Source organism: Sphingobium sp. EP60837 (genome assembly GCF_001658005.1).
In the GTDB taxonomy this organism is placed as follows: Bacteria; Pseudomonadota; Alphaproteobacteria; order Sphingomonadales; family Sphingomonadaceae; genus Sphingobium; species Sphingobium tyrosinilyticum.
Genome location: NZ_CP015986.1, coordinates 495,712 through 512,539 on the forward strand (window position 1 = coordinate 495,712; position 16,828 = coordinate 512,539).

General features: G+C 63.5%; 15 protein-coding genes. 2 read left to right on the forward strand and 13 right to left on the reverse strand.

The features are described 5' to 3' along the window. Position 1 precedes the first annotated feature (1 nt). The 11 genes from xrtA to EP837_RS02350 form a co-directional block, all read right to left on the reverse strand. Positions 2 to 1,537, reverse strand: a complete 1,536-nt coding sequence (gene xrtA, locus EP837_RS02300; RefSeq protein ID WP_066524117.1) for an exosortase A — start codon at positions 1,535 to 1,537, stop codon at positions 2 to 4. Further along, entirely contained in the window at positions 1,534 to 2,763 is a 1,230-nt protein-coding gene (locus EP837_RS02305) for a TIGR03087 family PEP-CTERM/XrtA system glycosyltransferase (RefSeq protein WP_066524118.1), read from the reverse strand. The genes xrtA and EP837_RS02305 overlap by 4 nt, the downstream gene beginning before the upstream one ends. Further along, positions 2,760 to 3,824 (reverse strand): FemAB family XrtA/PEP-CTERM system-associated protein, encoded by a 1,065-nt coding sequence (locus EP837_RS02310; protein ID WP_066524120.1) that lies wholly within the window; start codon positions 3,822 to 3,824, stop codon positions 2,760 to 2,762. The genes EP837_RS02305 and EP837_RS02310 overlap by 4 nt, the downstream gene beginning before the upstream one ends. Then, complete coding sequence (locus tag EP837_RS02315) at positions 3,821 to 4,669, reverse strand: XrtA system polysaccharide deacetylase (RefSeq protein WP_197486325.1); 849 nt, start codon at positions 4,667 to 4,669, stop codon at positions 3,821 to 3,823. The genes EP837_RS02310 and EP837_RS02315 overlap by 4 nt, the downstream gene beginning before the upstream one ends. A gap of 19 nt (positions 4,670 to 4,688) precedes the next feature. Beyond that, positions 4,689 to 5,894 carry an XrtA/PEP-CTERM system-associated ATPase gene (locus EP837_RS02320; RefSeq protein WP_066524124.1) on the reverse strand — a complete coding sequence of 402 codons (1,206 nt, stop codon included), beginning with the start codon at positions 5,892 to 5,894 and terminating at the stop codon, positions 4,689 to 4,691. Between the two features lie 23 nt (positions 5,895 to 5,917). Then, a complete protein-coding gene (locus EP837_RS02325; RefSeq protein ID WP_197486296.1) occupies positions 5,918 to 7,501 on the reverse strand; it encodes a hypothetical protein in 1,584 nt (527 codons plus the stop codon). Continuing rightward, positions 7,498 to 8,412 (reverse strand): P-loop NTPase, encoded by a 915-nt coding sequence (locus tag EP837_RS02330; protein ID WP_066524126.1) that lies wholly within the window; start codon positions 8,410 to 8,412, stop codon positions 7,498 to 7,500. The genes EP837_RS02325 and EP837_RS02330 overlap by 4 nt, the downstream gene beginning before the upstream one ends. Positions 8,413 to 8,422: 10 nt before the next feature. Further along, on the reverse strand, positions 8,423 to 9,940 hold the full coding sequence (locus EP837_RS02335; RefSeq protein ID WP_066524128.1) for an XrtA system polysaccharide chain length determinant: 1,518 nt from the start codon (positions 9,938 to 9,940) through the stop codon (positions 8,423 to 8,425). 1 nt (position 9,941) lies between these two features. After that, the gene (locus tag EP837_RS02340) at positions 9,942 to 10,586 is read right to left on the reverse strand and encodes an XrtA/PEP-CTERM system exopolysaccharide export protein (protein WP_066524130.1); all 645 of its coding nucleotides are present in this window, start codon (positions 10,584 to 10,586) and stop codon (positions 9,942 to 9,944) included. A gap of 133 nt (positions 10,587 to 10,719) precedes the next feature. Next, positions 10,720 to 11,952: a pyridoxal-dependent decarboxylase, exosortase A system-associated gene (locus EP837_RS02345; protein WP_066524131.1), complete on the reverse strand. Its 1,233-nt coding sequence runs from the start codon at positions 11,950 to 11,952 to the stop codon at positions 10,720 to 10,722. Beyond that, positions 11,949 to 13,481, reverse strand: a complete 1,533-nt coding sequence (locus EP837_RS02350) for an acyl-CoA ligase (AMP-forming), exosortase A system-associated (RefSeq protein WP_066524133.1) — start codon at positions 13,479 to 13,481, stop codon at positions 11,949 to 11,951. Before EP837_RS02350 ends, EP837_RS02345 begins: the two co-directional genes overlap by 4 nt. A gap of 49 nt (positions 13,482 to 13,530) precedes the next feature. Between EP837_RS02350 and EP837_RS02355 the strand changes: the two genes are divergently transcribed. Both EP837_RS02355 and EP837_RS02360 read left to right on the forward strand, forming a co-directional pair. Then, positions 13,531 to 14,538: a GNAT family N-acetyltransferase gene (locus EP837_RS02355; RefSeq protein ID WP_066524134.1), complete on the forward strand. Its 1,008-nt coding sequence runs from the start codon at positions 13,531 to 13,533 to the stop codon at positions 14,536 to 14,538. 29 nt (positions 14,539 to 14,567) lie between these two features. Further along, complete coding sequence (locus EP837_RS02360) at positions 14,568 to 14,858, forward strand: acyl carrier protein (RefSeq protein WP_066524135.1); 291 nt, start codon at positions 14,568 to 14,570, stop codon at positions 14,856 to 14,858. 138 nt (positions 14,859 to 14,996) lie between these two features. Here the strand turns inward: EP837_RS02360 and trxB are convergent, their stop codons facing one another. Both trxB and EP837_RS02370 read right to left on the reverse strand, forming a co-directional pair. Next, positions 14,997 to 15,959, reverse strand: coding sequence for a thioredoxin-disulfide reductase (trxB, locus tag EP837_RS02365; RefSeq protein WP_066528545.1), 963 nt, complete (start codon positions 15,957 to 15,959; stop codon positions 14,997 to 14,999). Between the two features lie 118 nt (positions 15,960 to 16,077). After that, positions 16,078 to 16,815: a peptidase gene (locus EP837_RS02370; protein ID WP_066524137.1), complete on the reverse strand. Its 738-nt coding sequence runs from the start codon at positions 16,813 to 16,815 to the stop codon at positions 16,078 to 16,080. Between the last annotated feature and the right edge of the window lie 13 nt (positions 16,816 to 16,828).

The following is a 16,828-nucleotide window of genomic DNA, read 5'->3' on the forward strand; positions in this document are numbered from 1 at the left end:
TTTAGCGGATGCTGAGGCTGCGGTCAGCCAAATCCTTCATGTCGCCAACATCTTGCAAAAAGGCGGCAATGGCTGCGTCGGCGGGCATGCCTCGCTGCTCCTCGGCGGAAATCAGGATCGCGCCAGCGCGCTGGTCTCCGCCGAGCAGCCTCGCTTTCATCGTGTCGATCTTGACCTGCGGCGCACTGCCTGTGAGCGGCGCTCCGCCGACCTTATAGACGCTGACCACATGGCGGACGACGGGACCGGGCGCGGTGATCTGCTCGCCACGCGCGTCCCTTGGCGCGGGCGCGGGCGACGACCAGCTCCAATGCTGGTCCGGATCGGCAGCACCCTGAGCAAACCCCACCAGTTCACGCCCTTCCTCCTGACGGTCGAAGCTGACGATGGCGAGATCGACCACCTGTCCGGCTGAGTTGCGATAGCGTGCCATGACAAGATGATCCGCCGCGTCGAAGCGCGGCTTCCACGGATAGCGCGGCTGCTCAGTCGTCCGAGCCCAGCCCTTCACTTCCGGGAGCGTGGGAGCGCCTGGCAATGTCTCGCTCGCCGCCGCGCTCACGGTCAGCCAGAGCGGCGCGGCGATAACCACCCCGAAGGCAGCGCCAAATGCGAGGGGAAGCGAGACCGCTCCCCAGGATGAGCCCCTCATTTGCCTCGGGTCGAACCAAGCATCCCCCGGACGCCGATCGAAGAAGGGCCAAGCCGCCGCCATCACCACCGCCATGACGATCGCGAAGAATATCCAGCCATAGAGGACATGGTCGAAGCCCACCGCCGCATCGATGCTCGTCAGATGCGCCACCAGGATCGTGGCAAAGGCGCGCACGCCATTGGCGAGTACCGATAGCATCAGCGCGCCCGTCATGAAGAGGGCACGACGCGGCCAGCTGGTGAAACAGACATTGCAGACCAGCACGCCATAGGCGGTCATAGCGATCACGAACTTCGCGCCCGAACATGCCTCCGCCACCCTAAAATATCCGGTCGCTGTGGTGATGAAGATGCCGTCCATATGCGCAGGCACCCCCGACAGGCTCAGGAACATCATGCACAACCGCGCGGTGATCAGCTGCAAAGGCGCGACGATCTCCTCCCCAATTGGCACCATGAAGAAGGCATAGAAGAGCGGAAAGAGAAGCGCTCGCGCCACTGCAGGCCCCAGCAGGGTCACGACCGCGCCCTGCAACATCAGGATCAACGCGCCATGCCGGAACACCGCGACGCCTGCCGCTGCGCCCAGCAGCCAAGCGAAACCGCCGAGCGCGATCCACAGCAGGCCGGGCGCCCAGGCGATAGGCTCCAACTGCTGCAGGCCGGGCAGGCGCTGCTGCACGAGCCAGGCGATCAGGATCGGGATGAACAGGCAATGGCCGAAGGTAGAAGCGTTCCACCAGATGGAAACCATAGCGACGACATCGCGATGGAAGAGCGACAGGATCAGGAAGCTCAGGACGCCCAGCGCCGCCAAGTGCCCGCGCCAGCCCATAATGGCGCTACCCGACAGCCGGGCCATGGAGAGAGCGCGTGACGTCACGCCGCCCGCACGCTCGCGTCGCCCCGCTGACCGAACAGCAGGGTCGGCAGATCCTTCAGCGTTTCAGACCAGCGATAGCGTTCTTCCATCCTCGCCCGCGCCGCGCGGCCAAGGCGCTGCGCCCGCTCCGGATCAGCCAGCAGAGCGGCAACCTTTTCCACCTCTTCGGCAGGGTCGGCAGCGATCAGGAAATGCTTGCCATTGCTGGCGTCGATCCCCTCGGCCGCCTCTCGCGAAGCCACGACCGGCCGCGCCATCGCCATCGCCTCCAGCACCTTGTTCTGAATGCCCCGCGCGATCCGTAGCGGCGCAACCACCACATCCGCCGCCGCCAACCAACCCCGCACATCGGGCACGGAGCCGGTAACGATCACGCCCGGTAGCGCCTTCAGCGCCTCCACCTGCGGAACCGGGTTCCGCCCGACAATCGCGAAGCAGGCGTCCGGGTGGACCGATCGCACGGCGGGAAGGGTATGATGAGCAAAGCTTTCCACCGCTTCGATATTCGGCCGGTAATCCATCTGGCCGGTGAAGACGATCAAGGGTCCGCTGATCCCCTCAACCGGCTCAGAGGCGGCCGCCGGATCGAAATAATCGAGCGCAACGCCATTTTCGATCGCGATCACGCGACCCGCATCCAGTCCACTGGCACGCCGGAACAGCGCTGCCTCAGCTTCGCTCACAAAGGCGCTGAGGTCTGCGCGACGAGCCGTGGCGCGTTCAAACTCGAGCAAGAGCCGCCCTTCGCGCCGGTTGATCCAGGCCATCGGCCCGCCGCTCCCGGCGCCATAGGCCGCATATTTGGCCGAATCCAAATCCACAAAGTCCATCACGAAGCGCACGCCAGGCGGCAGCGCGGGGACGAAATGCGCCATTTGCGCCGAATAGCCCATGACCGCGGCAATCGGACGCTCGCGCATTGTCCGCTTCACCCAGCGGTGCATCTCCCGGCTTTCGAACAAGGACACCAGCATCGGCTGACGCTTCGCCAGTCCGGCAAGCCCAGCGATAGCGCGTGATCTATCGCGCTTCAGCACGCACTGGCTCTTGGTCAGTGCCTGCATATCCGTCGCAAACCCCATGTCACGATCATCATCGGCGAAGGAGCCGACATGGACGGGCGCGATCTCCGCCAGCCGTTTGAGAATATGGTAGGAGCGGATCTTGTCGCCGCGATCCGGGGGAAAGGGGATGCGGTGGCAGAGGAACAATATCTCCCCCGTCATCCCAGCCCCCGCGAAATGAGCGGGCCCAGCAGGTTGGCGACCGGCAAGGGTAGCTTCTTCCACAGATCGACGCGCCGCTGATATTGGGCGCTGATGGGATTGATGTCCCGCCGTTCTCCGCTCGCTGACCAGCTATGATAGGTGAGCGGCTCGGGATCGAAGCCAAAGCTTTTCTTCCACGCCGCCTGACCGCTGCCCGTCTTGGACCGGCCGAAGTCAAAGAGCTTCATACCCCGCGTCCGGCTATGCCCCATCAGCCGGTAATACATCAGCTCATTCGACCGCAGCCGCCGCGCATCCGCGACGCCGCCGCCCCAGAAGGGCATCGCCCGCCCCTGATGATAGAGCGTGAGAACAGCCGATACGGGCCGGTCGCCGTCCAGCACCAGCAATATGTCGGCATCTTCTCCAAAGGCGGACAGCACCTCGCGGAACAGCTGCGCCGGGAAGACGGGGGTGCCGAGATTACGAACGCTCTGCGCATAAACATCATAGTGCGCGCGGACGAGCCGAGCGTCGCGCCCCACCTCGACCCGGAGCGCGGGATTGGCCAGCGCCTTGCGCAATTCGGCCCGATGCTTGCGCGGTACGGCGAGCAGTTCGGCTTCGTCATCGGCCGCAATCGGCCGGACAAAGCCCAGATGGCTTCCCTCATGCACGGTCCAGCCCTGCCCTGGCAGCGGCCCACCGCGCAGTTCCACCGATCCCACGCCACGGTCACGCGCCAGCCCCTCGGCCGCGCTCGCCAACGCTGCAATGACAGCAGGATCATCCGCTAAAATCCCGCCATCTACAGCGAAGCCCGATGATACCAGCGCCTGCCCGAACAAGCGGCTCCTCATGTGCGTCAGCGGCAACAGACCCGCGATCTGCCCTGAGGACGCTACAGCAGCGAGCATATCGCCGCGATTGCCCGTCCCGCGCGCAATTGCCTTCAACCAAGCCGGTCGGTGGAACGGCGTCGCATCTGCCCTGCCCGCAACGAAGGCCTCGGCGGCCGCCACCTGCGTCGCGTCGTCAAGGTCCAACGGCACCACGCCAAGACCTGTGCCGAGGTTCATGCCGCGCGCTCCGCTTCCCTGGCGACGAGCGCATCGATGCGAGTCCACGCAAAATCACGTGTCAGCCGCCGCAGCTTCTGCGCCATGACGGACAGGTTGGTATAATGACGCAAACGCGAACGAAGCGGCGCACCCCGTACCCGCGGCTGATCCGGATCGATCTCCCACGGATGGAAATAGATGATAGCTGGCCGATCTTCCCGTCCATTCACCTGCCGGATCGCCCAACGGGAAAAACCATAGGGCAGCAGCCTAAAAAACCCGCCCCCGCCAGCCGCCAGCCTGCGCCCGCCAAACTCGGCGGTTGTCACCGGCAGTTCCAGCAAAGATGCGCCCTCCACCGGCTTCCAGGCAAAGCGTGGCGAATCCGGCCAGCCATAATGGTCGTGCCGGATCGGCGCGACGCTGCTCGAATAGAGATAGCCTTCTTCCACCAGCACTTGGTGCGCCCACGGGGTGCGATGATCGATCGAAAAGCTCGGCGCGCGATAGCCGATGACCCGTTCCCCGCTGGCATCCTCCAACAGCCCGCGCGACCGGCGCAAATCCTCCCGAAACGCCTCAGGCGTCAGGGAAAAGACGCGCGCATGGTCATAGCCATGGCTCGCAATCTCATGTCCCGCATCGACGATCCGCCGCATCAGCGCCGGGTAGCGCTCTGCCACCCACCCAAGCGTGAAGAAAGTCGCGCTGACGCCCGTTTCCGCAAACAACGCCAGCACCTCGTCGGTGTTGCGCTCAACCCGATGGGTCAGCGCATCCCAGCCGTCCCGGCCGATCGTGCGCTCGAAGGCGCCGACATGGAACCAGTCCTCCACATCGACCGACAGGGCATTCTGCATCATGACGCGGGCAGCGGACGGTTCAGGCTGCGGCGCTATGCGGCGTATCGCCCATGCGCTGCTCACGCTCGACCCACTCGACCAGCAACGTCAGTACTCGGCGAAGCGCGGTATCCTGTTCACCGACGCGAAACTCCAGCGATGCCAGGCGCTCTTCGATCAGGGTGAAGCAGTCCTTCAGCGCTTCCGGATCGACGGAGGTGATCGTGGCCTGCTCGACGCGGAGCGACTCCACCTCCGCTCGCAACGCCGCGATCTCATTCATCAAGCTGACCGAAGGCTCCGGCTGGCGCGCCCGCAGCGCGTCCAGTTCCGCGCGCAACGTTTCCCGAGCAGGCGTAGACTGCGCCGCCGCAGGAGCAGGCACTTCCTCTGCACGATCCAGGACCGACGGTGGGACTGCCTGCAATGTCGCGTCGCTGTCAGCGCCCATATCCTCGATCACCGCCTGCACCGCATCGGCGTCGATTTCGGACAGCTGGTCCAGCGCACCCAGCAGCAGGACACGGCTGGCGAGCACATTGACTCGGCGCGGTACGCCGCCCGTCGCCGCGTAGATTGCGGCGAAGGCGTCAGCCGTGAAATGGGGATCGCCATTCCAACCCACGATCGACAGTCGGTGCAGGATATAAGGTTCGATTTCGCTCCGCTGCATCGGGTCAAGATGATGCGTGGCTATGACGCGCTGCCGCAGCTGCTCTAGTTGGGCGGACTTCAACAAGTCGCGAAATTCGGGCTGGCCCAGCAGGAAGATCTGCAACAGCGATTGTCCGCCCAACTGGAAGTTGGACAGCATCCGCAGTTCCTCGATCGCCGAAACCGAAAGATTTTGCGCCTCGTCTACGATCAGCAGCGACCGGCGGCCAGCGCGTGCCTGACCATGCAGGAACGCCTCGATCTGACGAAGGATCTGCGCTTTGGGCATGTCGTCGGTAGGCAGTCCGAAGCTCTGCGCCGTCAACCGCAGCATGTCGTCGCCGCCCACTTGGGTGGACACGATCTTGACCGCGGTCAGCCGCGCCGGATCGATCGTCGCCATCAAATGCCCGACCAGCGTCGTCTTGCCCGCCCCGATGTCGCCAGTGATGACGATGAAACCTTCCCCTTGGGCGAGGCCGTATCCCAGATAGGACAGCGCTTTGCGATGCGTGGCGCTTTCGAAATAGAAGTGCGGATCGGGCGTCAGCTGGAAGGGGCGGCCCTCAAATCCGTAAAACTGATCGTACATCTCTCGTCTCCACCCCGACGGGATTAGAAGCTGTACCGCAGGCCGACTTGGCCCATGGCGTTGATAACCGCATCCAGTTCATCCGCCTTGGCGCTGTCGAACCCAAGCGAAGCGGATGCCTGAAGATTGCGGTTGATGAGGCGGTTGTAGCTGGTGAAAGCGCCCATGTTCAGCACGTCCAGCCGCGCGCCGCTCGCGTCGAAATAATTGGCGTAGATCGCACTATCCAGGCTCGACCGGCTGTCGATGACATAGCTAAGCGACGCGGTGCCGTACCAATTCTGGTCCTTCGATCCGCGCACCAGGATCGTCTCTCCCGAAGGCGTCACGAACTTGCGCTGCGAATAGCCGAGGCCCACGCCCAGCCCCCACGGTCCCCGCTGCGCCGAATATTGTGCCGCGATACCCCTGTAGCGGAAGTTGGCGGCGGTGATCCCCGACAGCGCGTCGTTGAAGCATTGCCCGCCCCCGGTCTGGGAGAAAGCGCAGCCGGTGAAATCGCCGGTGAAGGGGTTACGCACGATATTCAGGCTGCTGCCTGAAACGGCCGCCACGTTGGAGGTGATGATCCGGCCGAAGCTGTCGATGCCGTCGAACACCACCAGCGCAAAGGACTGGTTACGCCCTTGCCAGACGAAGCTGCCGCTATAGCTCATGCCGCCATAGCGCTCTCCGACCCGCGCCTCGAGCGAGGTGCGGCGGTTGGGCCGCCAGAGGACGCCTACATCCCATATGATGTCGTCGAAATCATAGATGAGCGCGCGGGGCGAATTGTCATCGGTGACATAGCGGCCGTTGCGGACCACAGGCTGGCCATTGCTGTCCAGAAGCGGCGAACGCTGGCTGATCTTGATCCGCTCATAACCCACGCCCCCTGCAAGGGCGACAGTAGGCGAGACGGCCAGCGTCGCATCGACGCGGCCCCAGCCATCTTCGAACCGCTGATCGAGTTGGCTCGCATCCTCGCGATCATATCCCGCACTCACGACGATGCCGAGCGGCAACCAGACACCCGGCGCAACCCCGACGGAGCCGGTCAGGCTATGCGAAACGGAATCGGCGAAAGCGCCCGCATTGGGCACGCCCGCCAAATCGGCATCGACATCCTCTTCCACCCGCGCATAACCCAGGCGATAGGAAGCGGTGACGTCCACATCGCCCAAGGACGTGGCGTAGGACGGCCCGGCATAAGCAGCATAGACTTGGCTCGTCAGGCTGTCGTTCAGCGTCGCTGCGCCGGACAGCCCATCGGTACGAACGCGCGCCGCAAGGCCGCCTGCATTCAGCGTCAGTCCTCGTGAAACGGCATATTGGCCCGACACGATTCCGCTGATGACATCCTGATCAGTCGCCTCGCGGCCCCAGCCGAAGCTCTGATTATATTGCACATCCGCCACGGCCTCGACCCGGCGCGTGCGCAACTCTGCCGTCACGCCAGCGGTGACATTGGTATAGGTCAGAACATCGCCGCCACCCTTCAGCGGCACCATCACTGTCTGATCAACGCCGAGATAAGGCGTGACATTCACCTTGCGGTCCTGCGCGCCCGCCGGAGATGAGGCAAGCGCCACCGCGCCCAACAGAATCAGGGAAGTGCGGAGCATCATTCGCCCTCGCCCCCCTTGGCATAATAGCTGCCGAACCGGCGACCGCTGGAATAGGTGACGCCGTTCAGCAGCAATTGCACCTGACCCGCGCCCTTCAGCAAGCCCGCCGCATCGCGCAGCGCGCTTTCACTGGTCTGATCGGCACGAACCACCAGCACGGCAACCGCCGCATGGCTTGCCAGCACCGCGCCAGCCGAAGCGGCAAGCAGCGGCGGCGAATCGAACAGGATCACCCTGTCCGGACGGCCTTCGGTCAGGCGGTTCAGCAATGCCTCGGTGCGCGCCGACGCGAGATATTCGGTATCATTATTGCTGCGCTGACCCGCGGGCAGCACTGACAGAGACGGAACGTCGGTGCGGATCACGCAATCCTCGATCGCTTGTCCCGGATCGGCAAGCGCATCCATCAGACCGGGTCCACCGGTCAGCCCCAGCGCATCCGGAATGCCCGGTTTGCCGAAATCGGCATCGACCAGCAGGATTTCCCGGTCCTTCTCCGCCGCTAGACTGAGCGCCAGGTTGATCGCGCAGAAGCTCTTCCCCTCGCCGCTATGGGCGGAACAGATCAGGATGCGATTGCCGCGCGGATCGCCGCCAAGCTGCGCCAGCAGGTCGCGCTTCAGGAGGCGGAACTCCTCGCTCATCGCCGTAACCGGCCCGTCCGGCAGCAGATAGCCGCCTTCCGCCAGCGCGATCCGGTCGATACTCTGCACCGGCCCGCGCCAGTCGGGCGCGCGAAACTCACCAGCGGCAACAATCGGCTGCACGATCTCAACCACCGGCGGCAAGGTCGCTTCAACCGGCACCTCCATGGCGGGAGCCGCGCGTCCTTGCAGGGCCGCGCTGAAATCGTAGATCTCAGTCGCCCGCTCGATCAGCGACCCTTTGGACAGTGAGCTATGCTTGTTCATTGTCCGCTCCTCACGCCATGCCGCGCTGGATGAATTCGACCAGGATCAGCAGCAGGCAGAGCCCGGCCAGTCCTCCGCTCGCTCCCGCGAACCATTTCAACCGCTGCTTTTCGACCGCTTTTTGCGCAGCGCTGACCGTCTGGGTGATGGAGCCGATGACCGGCACGCCGACCGCCCTTTCCAGCCGCGCCGCAGTCGGAAAGCTGCCCTTGAGCTGCCCCATGGCGAAGGCGCTACCGATGCCCGCGCCAATGCCCACGATCAATATGCCCAGCAACAGCAGCGGACGATTTGGCGCGGTCGGCGCGGTCGGCGCGGTCGGCGGATTGATGACGCGGAACTGGACGGATCCAGTCTCGGTCTTCACATCGCCACGCAGCCTCACATCCTCGCGATCGGCAAGCAGCTTGTCATATTGCGTCTTCAGCACCTCATAATCGCGGTCGAGCTTTTCCTGCTCGGCGGCGAGGCCCGGTTCATCGGTCTGGCGCGAGGACATGGCGTTGAGGTCCGCCTGAAGCTGCGACTTGCGGGTCTGAAGCGCCTGCACGGTCGCGGCGCGTTCCGCCTGCATCGACTTGATCGACAGATAGGCGGGGTTGGGCGATCCACCTGCCGCACCTCCACCACCGCCCTGACGGCGCAGCGCATCGACCTGCCGTTGCGCGGCGATCACGTCCGGATGGTCGCTGGTCCAGCCACGCGCCCGCATGCCCGCCAAGTCGGCCTGCGCCTGCGACAGTGCCGAGGGACCACCCGACGCGCCCATGCCCGGCAACACCTGCGGCGTCCCGGCAAGTTGGCCATTCATGGCGCTCAACGCGCTCGATGCCTGCACCAGCTGCGACTCGATATTGTTGATCTCCATCCGGGCCGCATCCATGCGTTGGCCAATGGAGCCTGCGCCCGGTAGCATCCCGGCATAGCGCTGCTCGAATTCGACCCGGCGCTGCTCGGCTGCCGCAAGCTGGCGACCGCGCGCGGCGATCTGCTGGTCCAGGAAGGTCAAGCTCTGCTTCGTCTCGACACGATCGGACGACAGATTGGCTTCCTGAAATATCTCGATCAATTTCTGCACGGCCTGCTGCGCGATGCGGGCATTGGCGCCGTCAGACAGGCTGGAGTCTGCCGACTTGGCGCTGATGTCGATCATGCTGGGATCGGCCTGCGCCATAACGGTGATGCCCTCACGCAACGCAGTGATCTTGGCGGCCATGTCACGCGGCCCGCTGATCGTCTGGTTGAGGTCGGTTTCCTTGACGACGCGCTCCAGATTGGCCGTGCTGGCCAATGTCTGGCGCACCCGGTCAAGGTCCTGCTGCGACTGGACCTGAGTGATGCCCACCTTGTCCTGCAGCAGCGACTGCGTGTTCACATAAACCCGCGCCTTGCTTTCATAGCTGTTGGGCACCAGCGCGATGCCGAGCCAGCCCAGCATGCACACGCCCCAGGCGACGCCCAGCGCCAGCCATCGCCGCGTCCATATGCCGTGCAGGACGATCAGCAGTTCATCGTAAAGACCGGCCATATCAGAACATGCTTTCCGGGATGATGATGACGTCGCCGGGCGACAGCATGACATTGGCCTTGCTGTCTCCACGCTTCAGCAGGTCGCCGATGCGCACCTGATATTCCTGCTGCTTGCCGGTTTCCCGGTTGAAGCGGACCAGCCGCGCGCGGTTGCCCGCCGCATATTCGCTAAGCCCGCCGACGGAGATCATCGCGTCCAGCAGCGTCATGTTGGCGCGATAGGGGATGGACGCCGGCTTTTCCGTCGCGCCCACGATCCGCACCTGCTGGCTGAACGTGCCGGAGAAATTGTTGACGATCACCGACACCAGCGGATTTTCGATATATTTGCTGAGCGCGACCTTCATGTCATCCGCCAGCTGCTTGGGCGTCTTGCCCACCGCCGGCATGTCCGCGATCAGCGGCGTCGTGATGCGCCCGTCGGGCCGCACCTGCACCTTCGCGCCCAGTTCCGGGTTGCGCCACACGAACACCGTCAAGTCATCGAGCGGGCCGATCACATATTCCTCGCCCGGTCCTTCCTGCTGCGACACAAAGGAAGCGGGCGGCAATTGCTGACCGCCGCCGCCTGCTGCGCAACCCGACAGAGCCAAGGCGGGCAGCGATGCGCCGATCAGAGCCCGGGAAACCGACAGGAAACGCATATCTTCACCTCATGACACGGCCGCACGGCTGCGCAGCCGCCAGAGAGGTGAAGCGGCCGCAAAGCGAGGGGCTTTGGGCTTCTTCTTGCCTTCAAAGGGTAAAGATACGGTTAGGCGTCAAACTATTGGCATATCAGCCAAGTAATAGTTCCAGAGCAGGTGGATGACCCAAAAATCCGGAGGGGCTGGCCGATGCGCCATAGGCGCCCGCGACGAAGATAGCGATCAGATCGCCTTCCATGACTTTGGGCAGCGCCACCTTGTCCCCCAGCTTGTCGATCGGTGTGCAGAGGCATCCAACCACGGTTACCGCCTCCTCGGCCGCGGCCTGACCATAGCGATTGGCGACGGCCATCGGATAGTTGCGGCGCACCACCGTGCCGAAATTGCCGCTCGCCGCCAATTGGTGGTGCAGCCCGCCATCGACGACGACGAACGTCTCGCCCTGGCTCTGCTTCACATCGACAACGCGCGTCAGATAAACGCCCGCCTCGCCCACCAGCCAACGACCCAGTTCCATCGCGAACTCGCTGCCCGCCAAAATATCGGCCCGCGCTTGCAACGTCTGACCCAGCGCATCGCCGATCGGAACGATATCCAGCCGTTGATCGCCGGGGAAATAAGGGATGCCAAAACCGCCTCCCAGATTGACCAGCGGTGGCGTCACGCCAACCTCATTCGACAATCGCGCTGCAAGGCCCACTGTCGCCGCCTGCGAGTCAATCAGCGCTTCCGCGTCCAGCGCCTGCGACCCGGCAAAGATGTGCCATCCGCGCCAGTCCGCTCCGGCGTCGATCAAGGACCGCGCAAGCCCCGCCGCCCGGTCGGCATCCACACCGAACGGCTTGGCTCCGCCGCCCATGCGCATGCCCGATCCTTTTAGGTCGAAATCGGGATTGACCCGCACCGCAAGCCGGGGCGTCCGTCCACGCTGCTCCGCAAGCGCAAGCGCCCGCCGCGCCTCCCCCTCAGACTCCAGATTCAGCGTGATCCCCGCATCGATCGCGGCGATCAGTTCATCATCTCGCTTCCCCGGACCGGCGAAGCTCACATGCGCTGCATCCATACCCGCTTCCAGCGCTCTGGCCGCTTCACCGCCCGACGCTACGTCAAATCCATCAACCAGCCGCGCCATCCGCTCCAGCAATGCCGGGTGCGGGTTGGCCTTCACCGCATAATGGATCGACAGTTCGGACGGCATGGCGTCACGCAGCGCCCGCACCTGCCACTCGACGATCCCCATGTCATAGACGAATAGCGGCGTATCCCCCGCTTCATCCACCAAACTCGCAGCGCCGCATCCGCCGATCAGCAGCATGCCCTCTTCGCTTTCGAAAAAGGGTGGAATGGGTCCCATCGGCTTCATCGGTCATATTCCTTGGCCAGCGCCACGCGATCAATCTTGCCATTGGGCGTGCGCGGGAAGTCCACAAGCCGGATGATCGTTCGGGGCTGCATGAAATTGGGCAATTCGGTCTTCAGCCGGACCTCCACCACCGCCTCCACTTCGACATCGTCCGACCGGATCAACAGCAGGACGGCCTGCCCCAGCCTGTCATCCTTGATCCCCAGGGCGACCGCTTCGGCAACGCCGGGCACGGCTACCGCTGCTTCCTCGATCTCCGTCGGGCTGATGCGATTGCCCGATGATTTGATCATCGCGTCATCGCGCCCGACGAAATAGAGAAGCCCCTGCGCATCCCGCCGCACGCTGTCGCCCGACCATACGGCCAAGCCTCCATAGCGCGAAGCTGGCGGCGCAGACCGGAATCGTTCCGAAGTTCGCTCCGGATCGCGCCAATAACCCTGCGCCACAAGCGGCCCGCAATGCACCAGTTCGCCGGTTTCCTCATCATCGGTAAGGCTGCCGTCCTGCCTCACGACCAATATCTCCGCATGCGGTATCGCCGACCCCATCGAGTCGGGATGGCTCTCGACCAAAGCAGGCGGCAGATAGGTCGATCGGAAGGCTTCGGTCAGCCCATACATCGGATAGAGATCGGCCTTGGGAAACAGGCTGCGCAGCTTAACCACCAGCGGCCGCGTAAGCGCCCCGCCGCTGTTGGTGAGACGCTTCAGCTTGCCCGCCACTTCGGGTTGCCAATCCAGTTCGGTTAGCTGCACCCACAACGGCGGCACCCCAGCTAATGTCGTGATATCCCGCCGATCGACCGACTTCATGACATCACGCGCCGTCAAATAGTCGAGCGGATAGACGCACCCACCCGCATACCAGGTGGAAAATAGCTGATTTTGCCCATAGTCGAAGCTGAAAGGCAGCACGCACAGCGTTCGGTCGTCAGCCCCCAGCTTCAAATAGCGCGCCACCGCCGCAGCGCCGAGCCAGAGATTGGCATGGCTCAGCATCACACCCTTAGGCCGCCCGGTCGATCCGCTCGTATAGAGTATCGCCGCCAGGTCATGCGGCCCGGCGTTCGACGGAGGCAGCGGGTCCCCGCCACTCATGGCGCAAGCCGCATCATCTTCCCGCAGCAGACGGCACTCGTCCGGAACGTCACCATCCGCCAGCGTATCCAGGCGACTCGCCGTGGCGATCAGAAGCTGCGTACCGCTGTCGGCCAAAATATGCGCAACCTGCGCGTGTTTCAGAAGCGGATTGACCGGCACATGGACCAGCCCGGCACGCGGCACGGCCAGCGGCATCAGCGCGGCGACGGGCCCTTTCGCGATCCAGCTTGCGACTCGCGCGCCTTTTTCCAGACCGAACCCCGCCAGCCAGGCGGCCAGCCGTCCCAGACTTTCTTCCAACTCCGCATAATTCTGCAGTCCCGACCGCCCGTCCAGCGCCGGGCGCATGGCGTCTCCCTGCAGCAGCAGATGGTCGATCGGCCGGACTTCCTCGCCATCGATCAAGGCGGCGCTGCTTAACTCCATTTCCAGACTTTTCACCTAAGGCAGAGGATGGTGCCGGGGAGATAATGATTTGCTGGTCACAAGGGAATATAGCACGATCGCCGATGCGCGAATGGCGCTCGCAGGACAGATGGAGCGCGCCGCGACACCATCGCTGTTCAACCGCATCGATTGGTTCGAATCTCTTCACAGCCATTGCTTTGCCCGGCAGCCCCTCCGCGCCCTGCAAGTGATCGAAGAAGAGGTGGAGGCATGGCTATTCCTGCTCTCTCCTTCGCCGGAACGGCAAAGCGCGCTCGCCAACTGGTATAGTTTCGCCTGGTCGCCGGTCTATCTCGGCAATCCGGACGCACCCACGCAGCGAAGGCTAGCGGAGGTGCTCGCGGCCGAGTTGTTCAAGACCGGCCGCCACATCGATCTTTATCCTGTCGCGGAGAATGCCGACATGCTGCTTGACGCCTTTCGGCGTAGCGGCTGGTTCGGGGTGCGGCGGCCGATGGGCGGGCGTCACCTGCTTCTCGTAAACGGCCGCGATTTCGCCACCTATTGGGCTGATCGTCCCAGTCGCCTGCGTAACCAGGTTCAGCGGAAGGCGCGCGCAGGCCGCTTCACTATCGATATTCGCCACGAAGTGACGGACGCGCTTTGGAACGATTATGTCGCGGTCCATGCGAGCAGTTGGAAACAGCCTGAGCCCGGCCTCCCCTTTCTTCGAGCATTGGCCGAACGCGAAGCTGCCGCCGGAACGCTCAGGCTGGGCTTTGCGAGGCTGAACGCGCAGCCGGTGGCGACACAGCTATGGACCGTCGAAAATGATGTGGCGCTGATCCACAAACTATCCCACGATCGCGCCTTCGACGGCGCATCGCCAGGCACGCTGCTCAGCCACGCGATGTTCGCCCATGCGATTGATCAGGATGGGGTGCAACTCATCGACTATGGCACCGGCGACAACAACTATAAGGCCGAATGGATGGAGCAGCGCCAGACTCTGTACCGGCTCGACTTCTTCAATCCGCGATTCGCCTCTACGTGGCTGCCTGCCGCGCGAACGGCCATTTCCGCCCTTGTGGGCTAGAGGCGGAACGATTAGGTAAGCCCCCCATCATGCGGGCGGAAACCTCTATGCCGGTCGACCGGACAAGCGACGTAAAAAACGCGATGCGCGATCTGCTGCGCGACGTGCTGGGCCTGTCACAGGATCGGGTCGATGCTTTCGATGCCGACACCCCGCTCTTTGGTGCGCTTCCGGAACTCGACTCCATGGCGGTCGCCACGCTTCTCACCGAAATGGAAGATCGCCTCGGCATCCTGATCGAGGATGACGATATCGACGGCGAGACGTTCGAGACATTCGGAACGCTGACCGCTTTCGCACAGGCGAAGGTCGCAGACTGAACCGTTATTAGCCGTCCCTGCTTGATAGGAACGATTCGACCGGCCTCCGTTCGCTCCCAGCGAAGTCGAGAAGCATCACGCATGACGCACCTCGACTTTGCTCACACGAACGGAGATTGAGCTACGCCCGCCAGGGCCTTACTCCGCCGCCAGCGCTTCGAAATCCGCTTCGGCCAGGAATTTCTCCACATCCAGCGCCGCCATGCAGCCCATGCCGGCCGCCGTCACCGCCTGACGATAAATCTTGTCGCTGACGTCACCCGCAGCGAACACGCCCGGAATGGCCGTACGGGTCGTGCCCGGCTCCACCAGCAGATAGCCTTCATCCATCGGCAGCTTGTCCACGAACAGCTCGGTCGCGGGCTGATGTCCGATTGCGACGAAAGCACCATCGGTCTCGATATGCGACGCCTTGCCCGTGACCGTATCGATCAGGTCCACACCGACCAGCCCTTCCGGGTTGCCGCCGCCGACGAACCGATCGATCTTCTGGTTCCAGAGCACCTTGATGTTCGGATGCGCGAACAGCCGCTGCTGCAGGATCTTCTCCGCGCGCAGCGAGTCGCGGCGGTGGATCAGTGTCACGTCATGGCTGTGGTTGGTAAGGTATAGCGCCTCCTCGACCGCGGTATTGCCGCCGCCGATCACCACCACTTTCTTTCCGCGATAGAAGAAGCCGTCGCAGGTGGCGCAGGCGGACACGCCCTTGCCCTGCAACAACTGCTCACCCTCTGCGCCCAGCCACTTCGCCTGCGCGCCGGTCGCGATCACTAGGCTGTCCGCATAATAGACGGTGCCGCTATCGCCCTTCAGCCGGAACGGACGATCGGACAGATCGACGTCGATGATCTGGTCATACATCATCTTAGCGCCGACATGCTCGGCCTGCGCCTGCATCTGCTCCATCAGCCAGGGCCCCTGGATCACATCGCGAAAGCCGGGATAATTCTCGACATCGGTGGTGATGGTCAACTGCCCGCCCGGCTGCATGCCTTGCACCACGATCGGCGCCAGACCTGCGCGCGCGCCATAAATGGCGGCGGAAAGCCCGGCCGGACCCGACCCCAGGATCAGCATGCGTGTGGAATGGGTGGCAGTCATCAGATTCCCCATATCTTGGATTCGTTCGTCGGGAGGACATAAGCAGCACGGCCCGGCGCGCAACCCCGACAATGGCATGGATTTCCTTGGGACGGCGGAAGCTGCCCTCCCCTAACCGTCAATCCATCACGTTGGGCAGGTCCTCAAACCCCTTGCGCAGCGCCGCTGACCAGCTGTGCGACAGCAGTTGAAACTCCTCATTATCCGCCTCGATGCGGGTACGGACGCGAAAGTCAAACTTGTCCCGCTCGATCACCGTCAGGTCGAGCGGCATGCCGACCGACAGGTTGGACCGCAGGGTGGAATCCATCGACACCAGCACCGCCTTGGTCGCATCCTCCAGCGTCGTGTCGCGCTTGATGATCCGGTCCAGAATCGGTTTGCCATATTTATGCTCACCGATCTGGAAGAAGGGCGTATCCTCCGTCGCCTCGATGAAATTACCCGCCGAGTAGATCAGGTAGAGGCGCGGCTTGCCTCCCCGGCGCTGTCCCGCCACCAGGATCGACGCATCGGCGCCTGCACCCTGCATTTCGATGGTGCTGCGATAATGATGCTGCATCTCGCTCATGGCGTCACCGACCAGCTGCGCCGCGCGGTGCATCGTCGCGCAATTGAGGATGCTTTCCACCTCAGGATCGAGCTGCGAATCCTTGATTGCTTGGCCCAGCATCGTCTTGACGCCCTGGGTGATCGACAAATTGCCCGAACATAGGAGGACCATCGCCCGCTCGCCTGGAACGCTATAGGTGAAGCTCTTCCGGAACCGCGCAATATTGTCCATACCCGCATTGGTGCGGGTGTCGGACAGCATGACCAGTCCCCGATCGACGCGCACCGCCACACAATAGGTCATCGCCCAGGGGGCT

Coding starts and splice junctions, on each gene's coding strand:
- EP837_RS02335 (WP_066524128.1), bottom strand. CDS start 9,940: ATGGCCGGTCTTTACGATGAACTGCTGATCGTCCTGCACGGCATATGG.
- trxB (WP_066528545.1), bottom strand. CDS start 15,959: ATGACTGCCACCCATTCCACACGCATGCTGATCCTGGGGTCGGGTCCG.
- EP837_RS02360 (WP_066524135.1), top strand. CDS start 14,568: ATGCGGGCGGAAACCTCTATGCCGGTCGACCGGACAAGCGACGTAAAA.
- EP837_RS02310 (WP_066524120.1), bottom strand. CDS start 3,824: ATGAACCTCGGCACAGGTCTTGGCGTGGTGCCGTTGGACCTTGACGAC.
- EP837_RS02315 (WP_197486325.1), bottom strand. CDS start 4,669: ATGATGCAGAATGCCCTGTCGGTCGATGTGGAGGACTGGTTCCATGTC.
- EP837_RS02340 (WP_066524130.1), bottom strand. CDS start 10,586: ATGCGTTTCCTGTCGGTTTCCCGGGCTCTGATCGGCGCATCGCTGCCC.
- EP837_RS02325 (WP_197486296.1), bottom strand. CDS start 7,501: ATGATGCTCCGCACTTCCCTGATTCTGTTGGGCGCGGTGGCGCTTGCC.
- EP837_RS02330 (WP_066524126.1), bottom strand. CDS start 8,412: ATGAACAAGCATAGCTCACTGTCCAAAGGGTCGCTGATCGAGCGGGCG.
- EP837_RS02350 (WP_066524133.1), bottom strand. CDS start 13,481: ATGGAGTTAAGCAGCGCCGCCTTGATCGATGGCGAGGAAGTCCGGCCG.
- EP837_RS02345 (WP_066524131.1), bottom strand. CDS start 11,952: ATGAAGCCGATGGGACCCATTCCACCCTTTTTCGAAAGCGAAGAGGGC.
- EP837_RS02320 (WP_066524124.1), bottom strand. CDS start 5,894: ATGTACGATCAGTTTTACGGATTTGAGGGCCGCCCCTTCCAGCTGACG.
- EP837_RS02370 (WP_066524137.1), bottom strand. CDS start 16,815: ATGACCTATTGTGTGGCGGTGCGCGTCGATCGGGGACTGGTCATGCTG.
- EP837_RS02305 (WP_066524118.1), bottom strand. CDS start 2,763: ATGACGGGGGAGATATTGTTCCTCTGCCACCGCATCCCCTTTCCCCCG.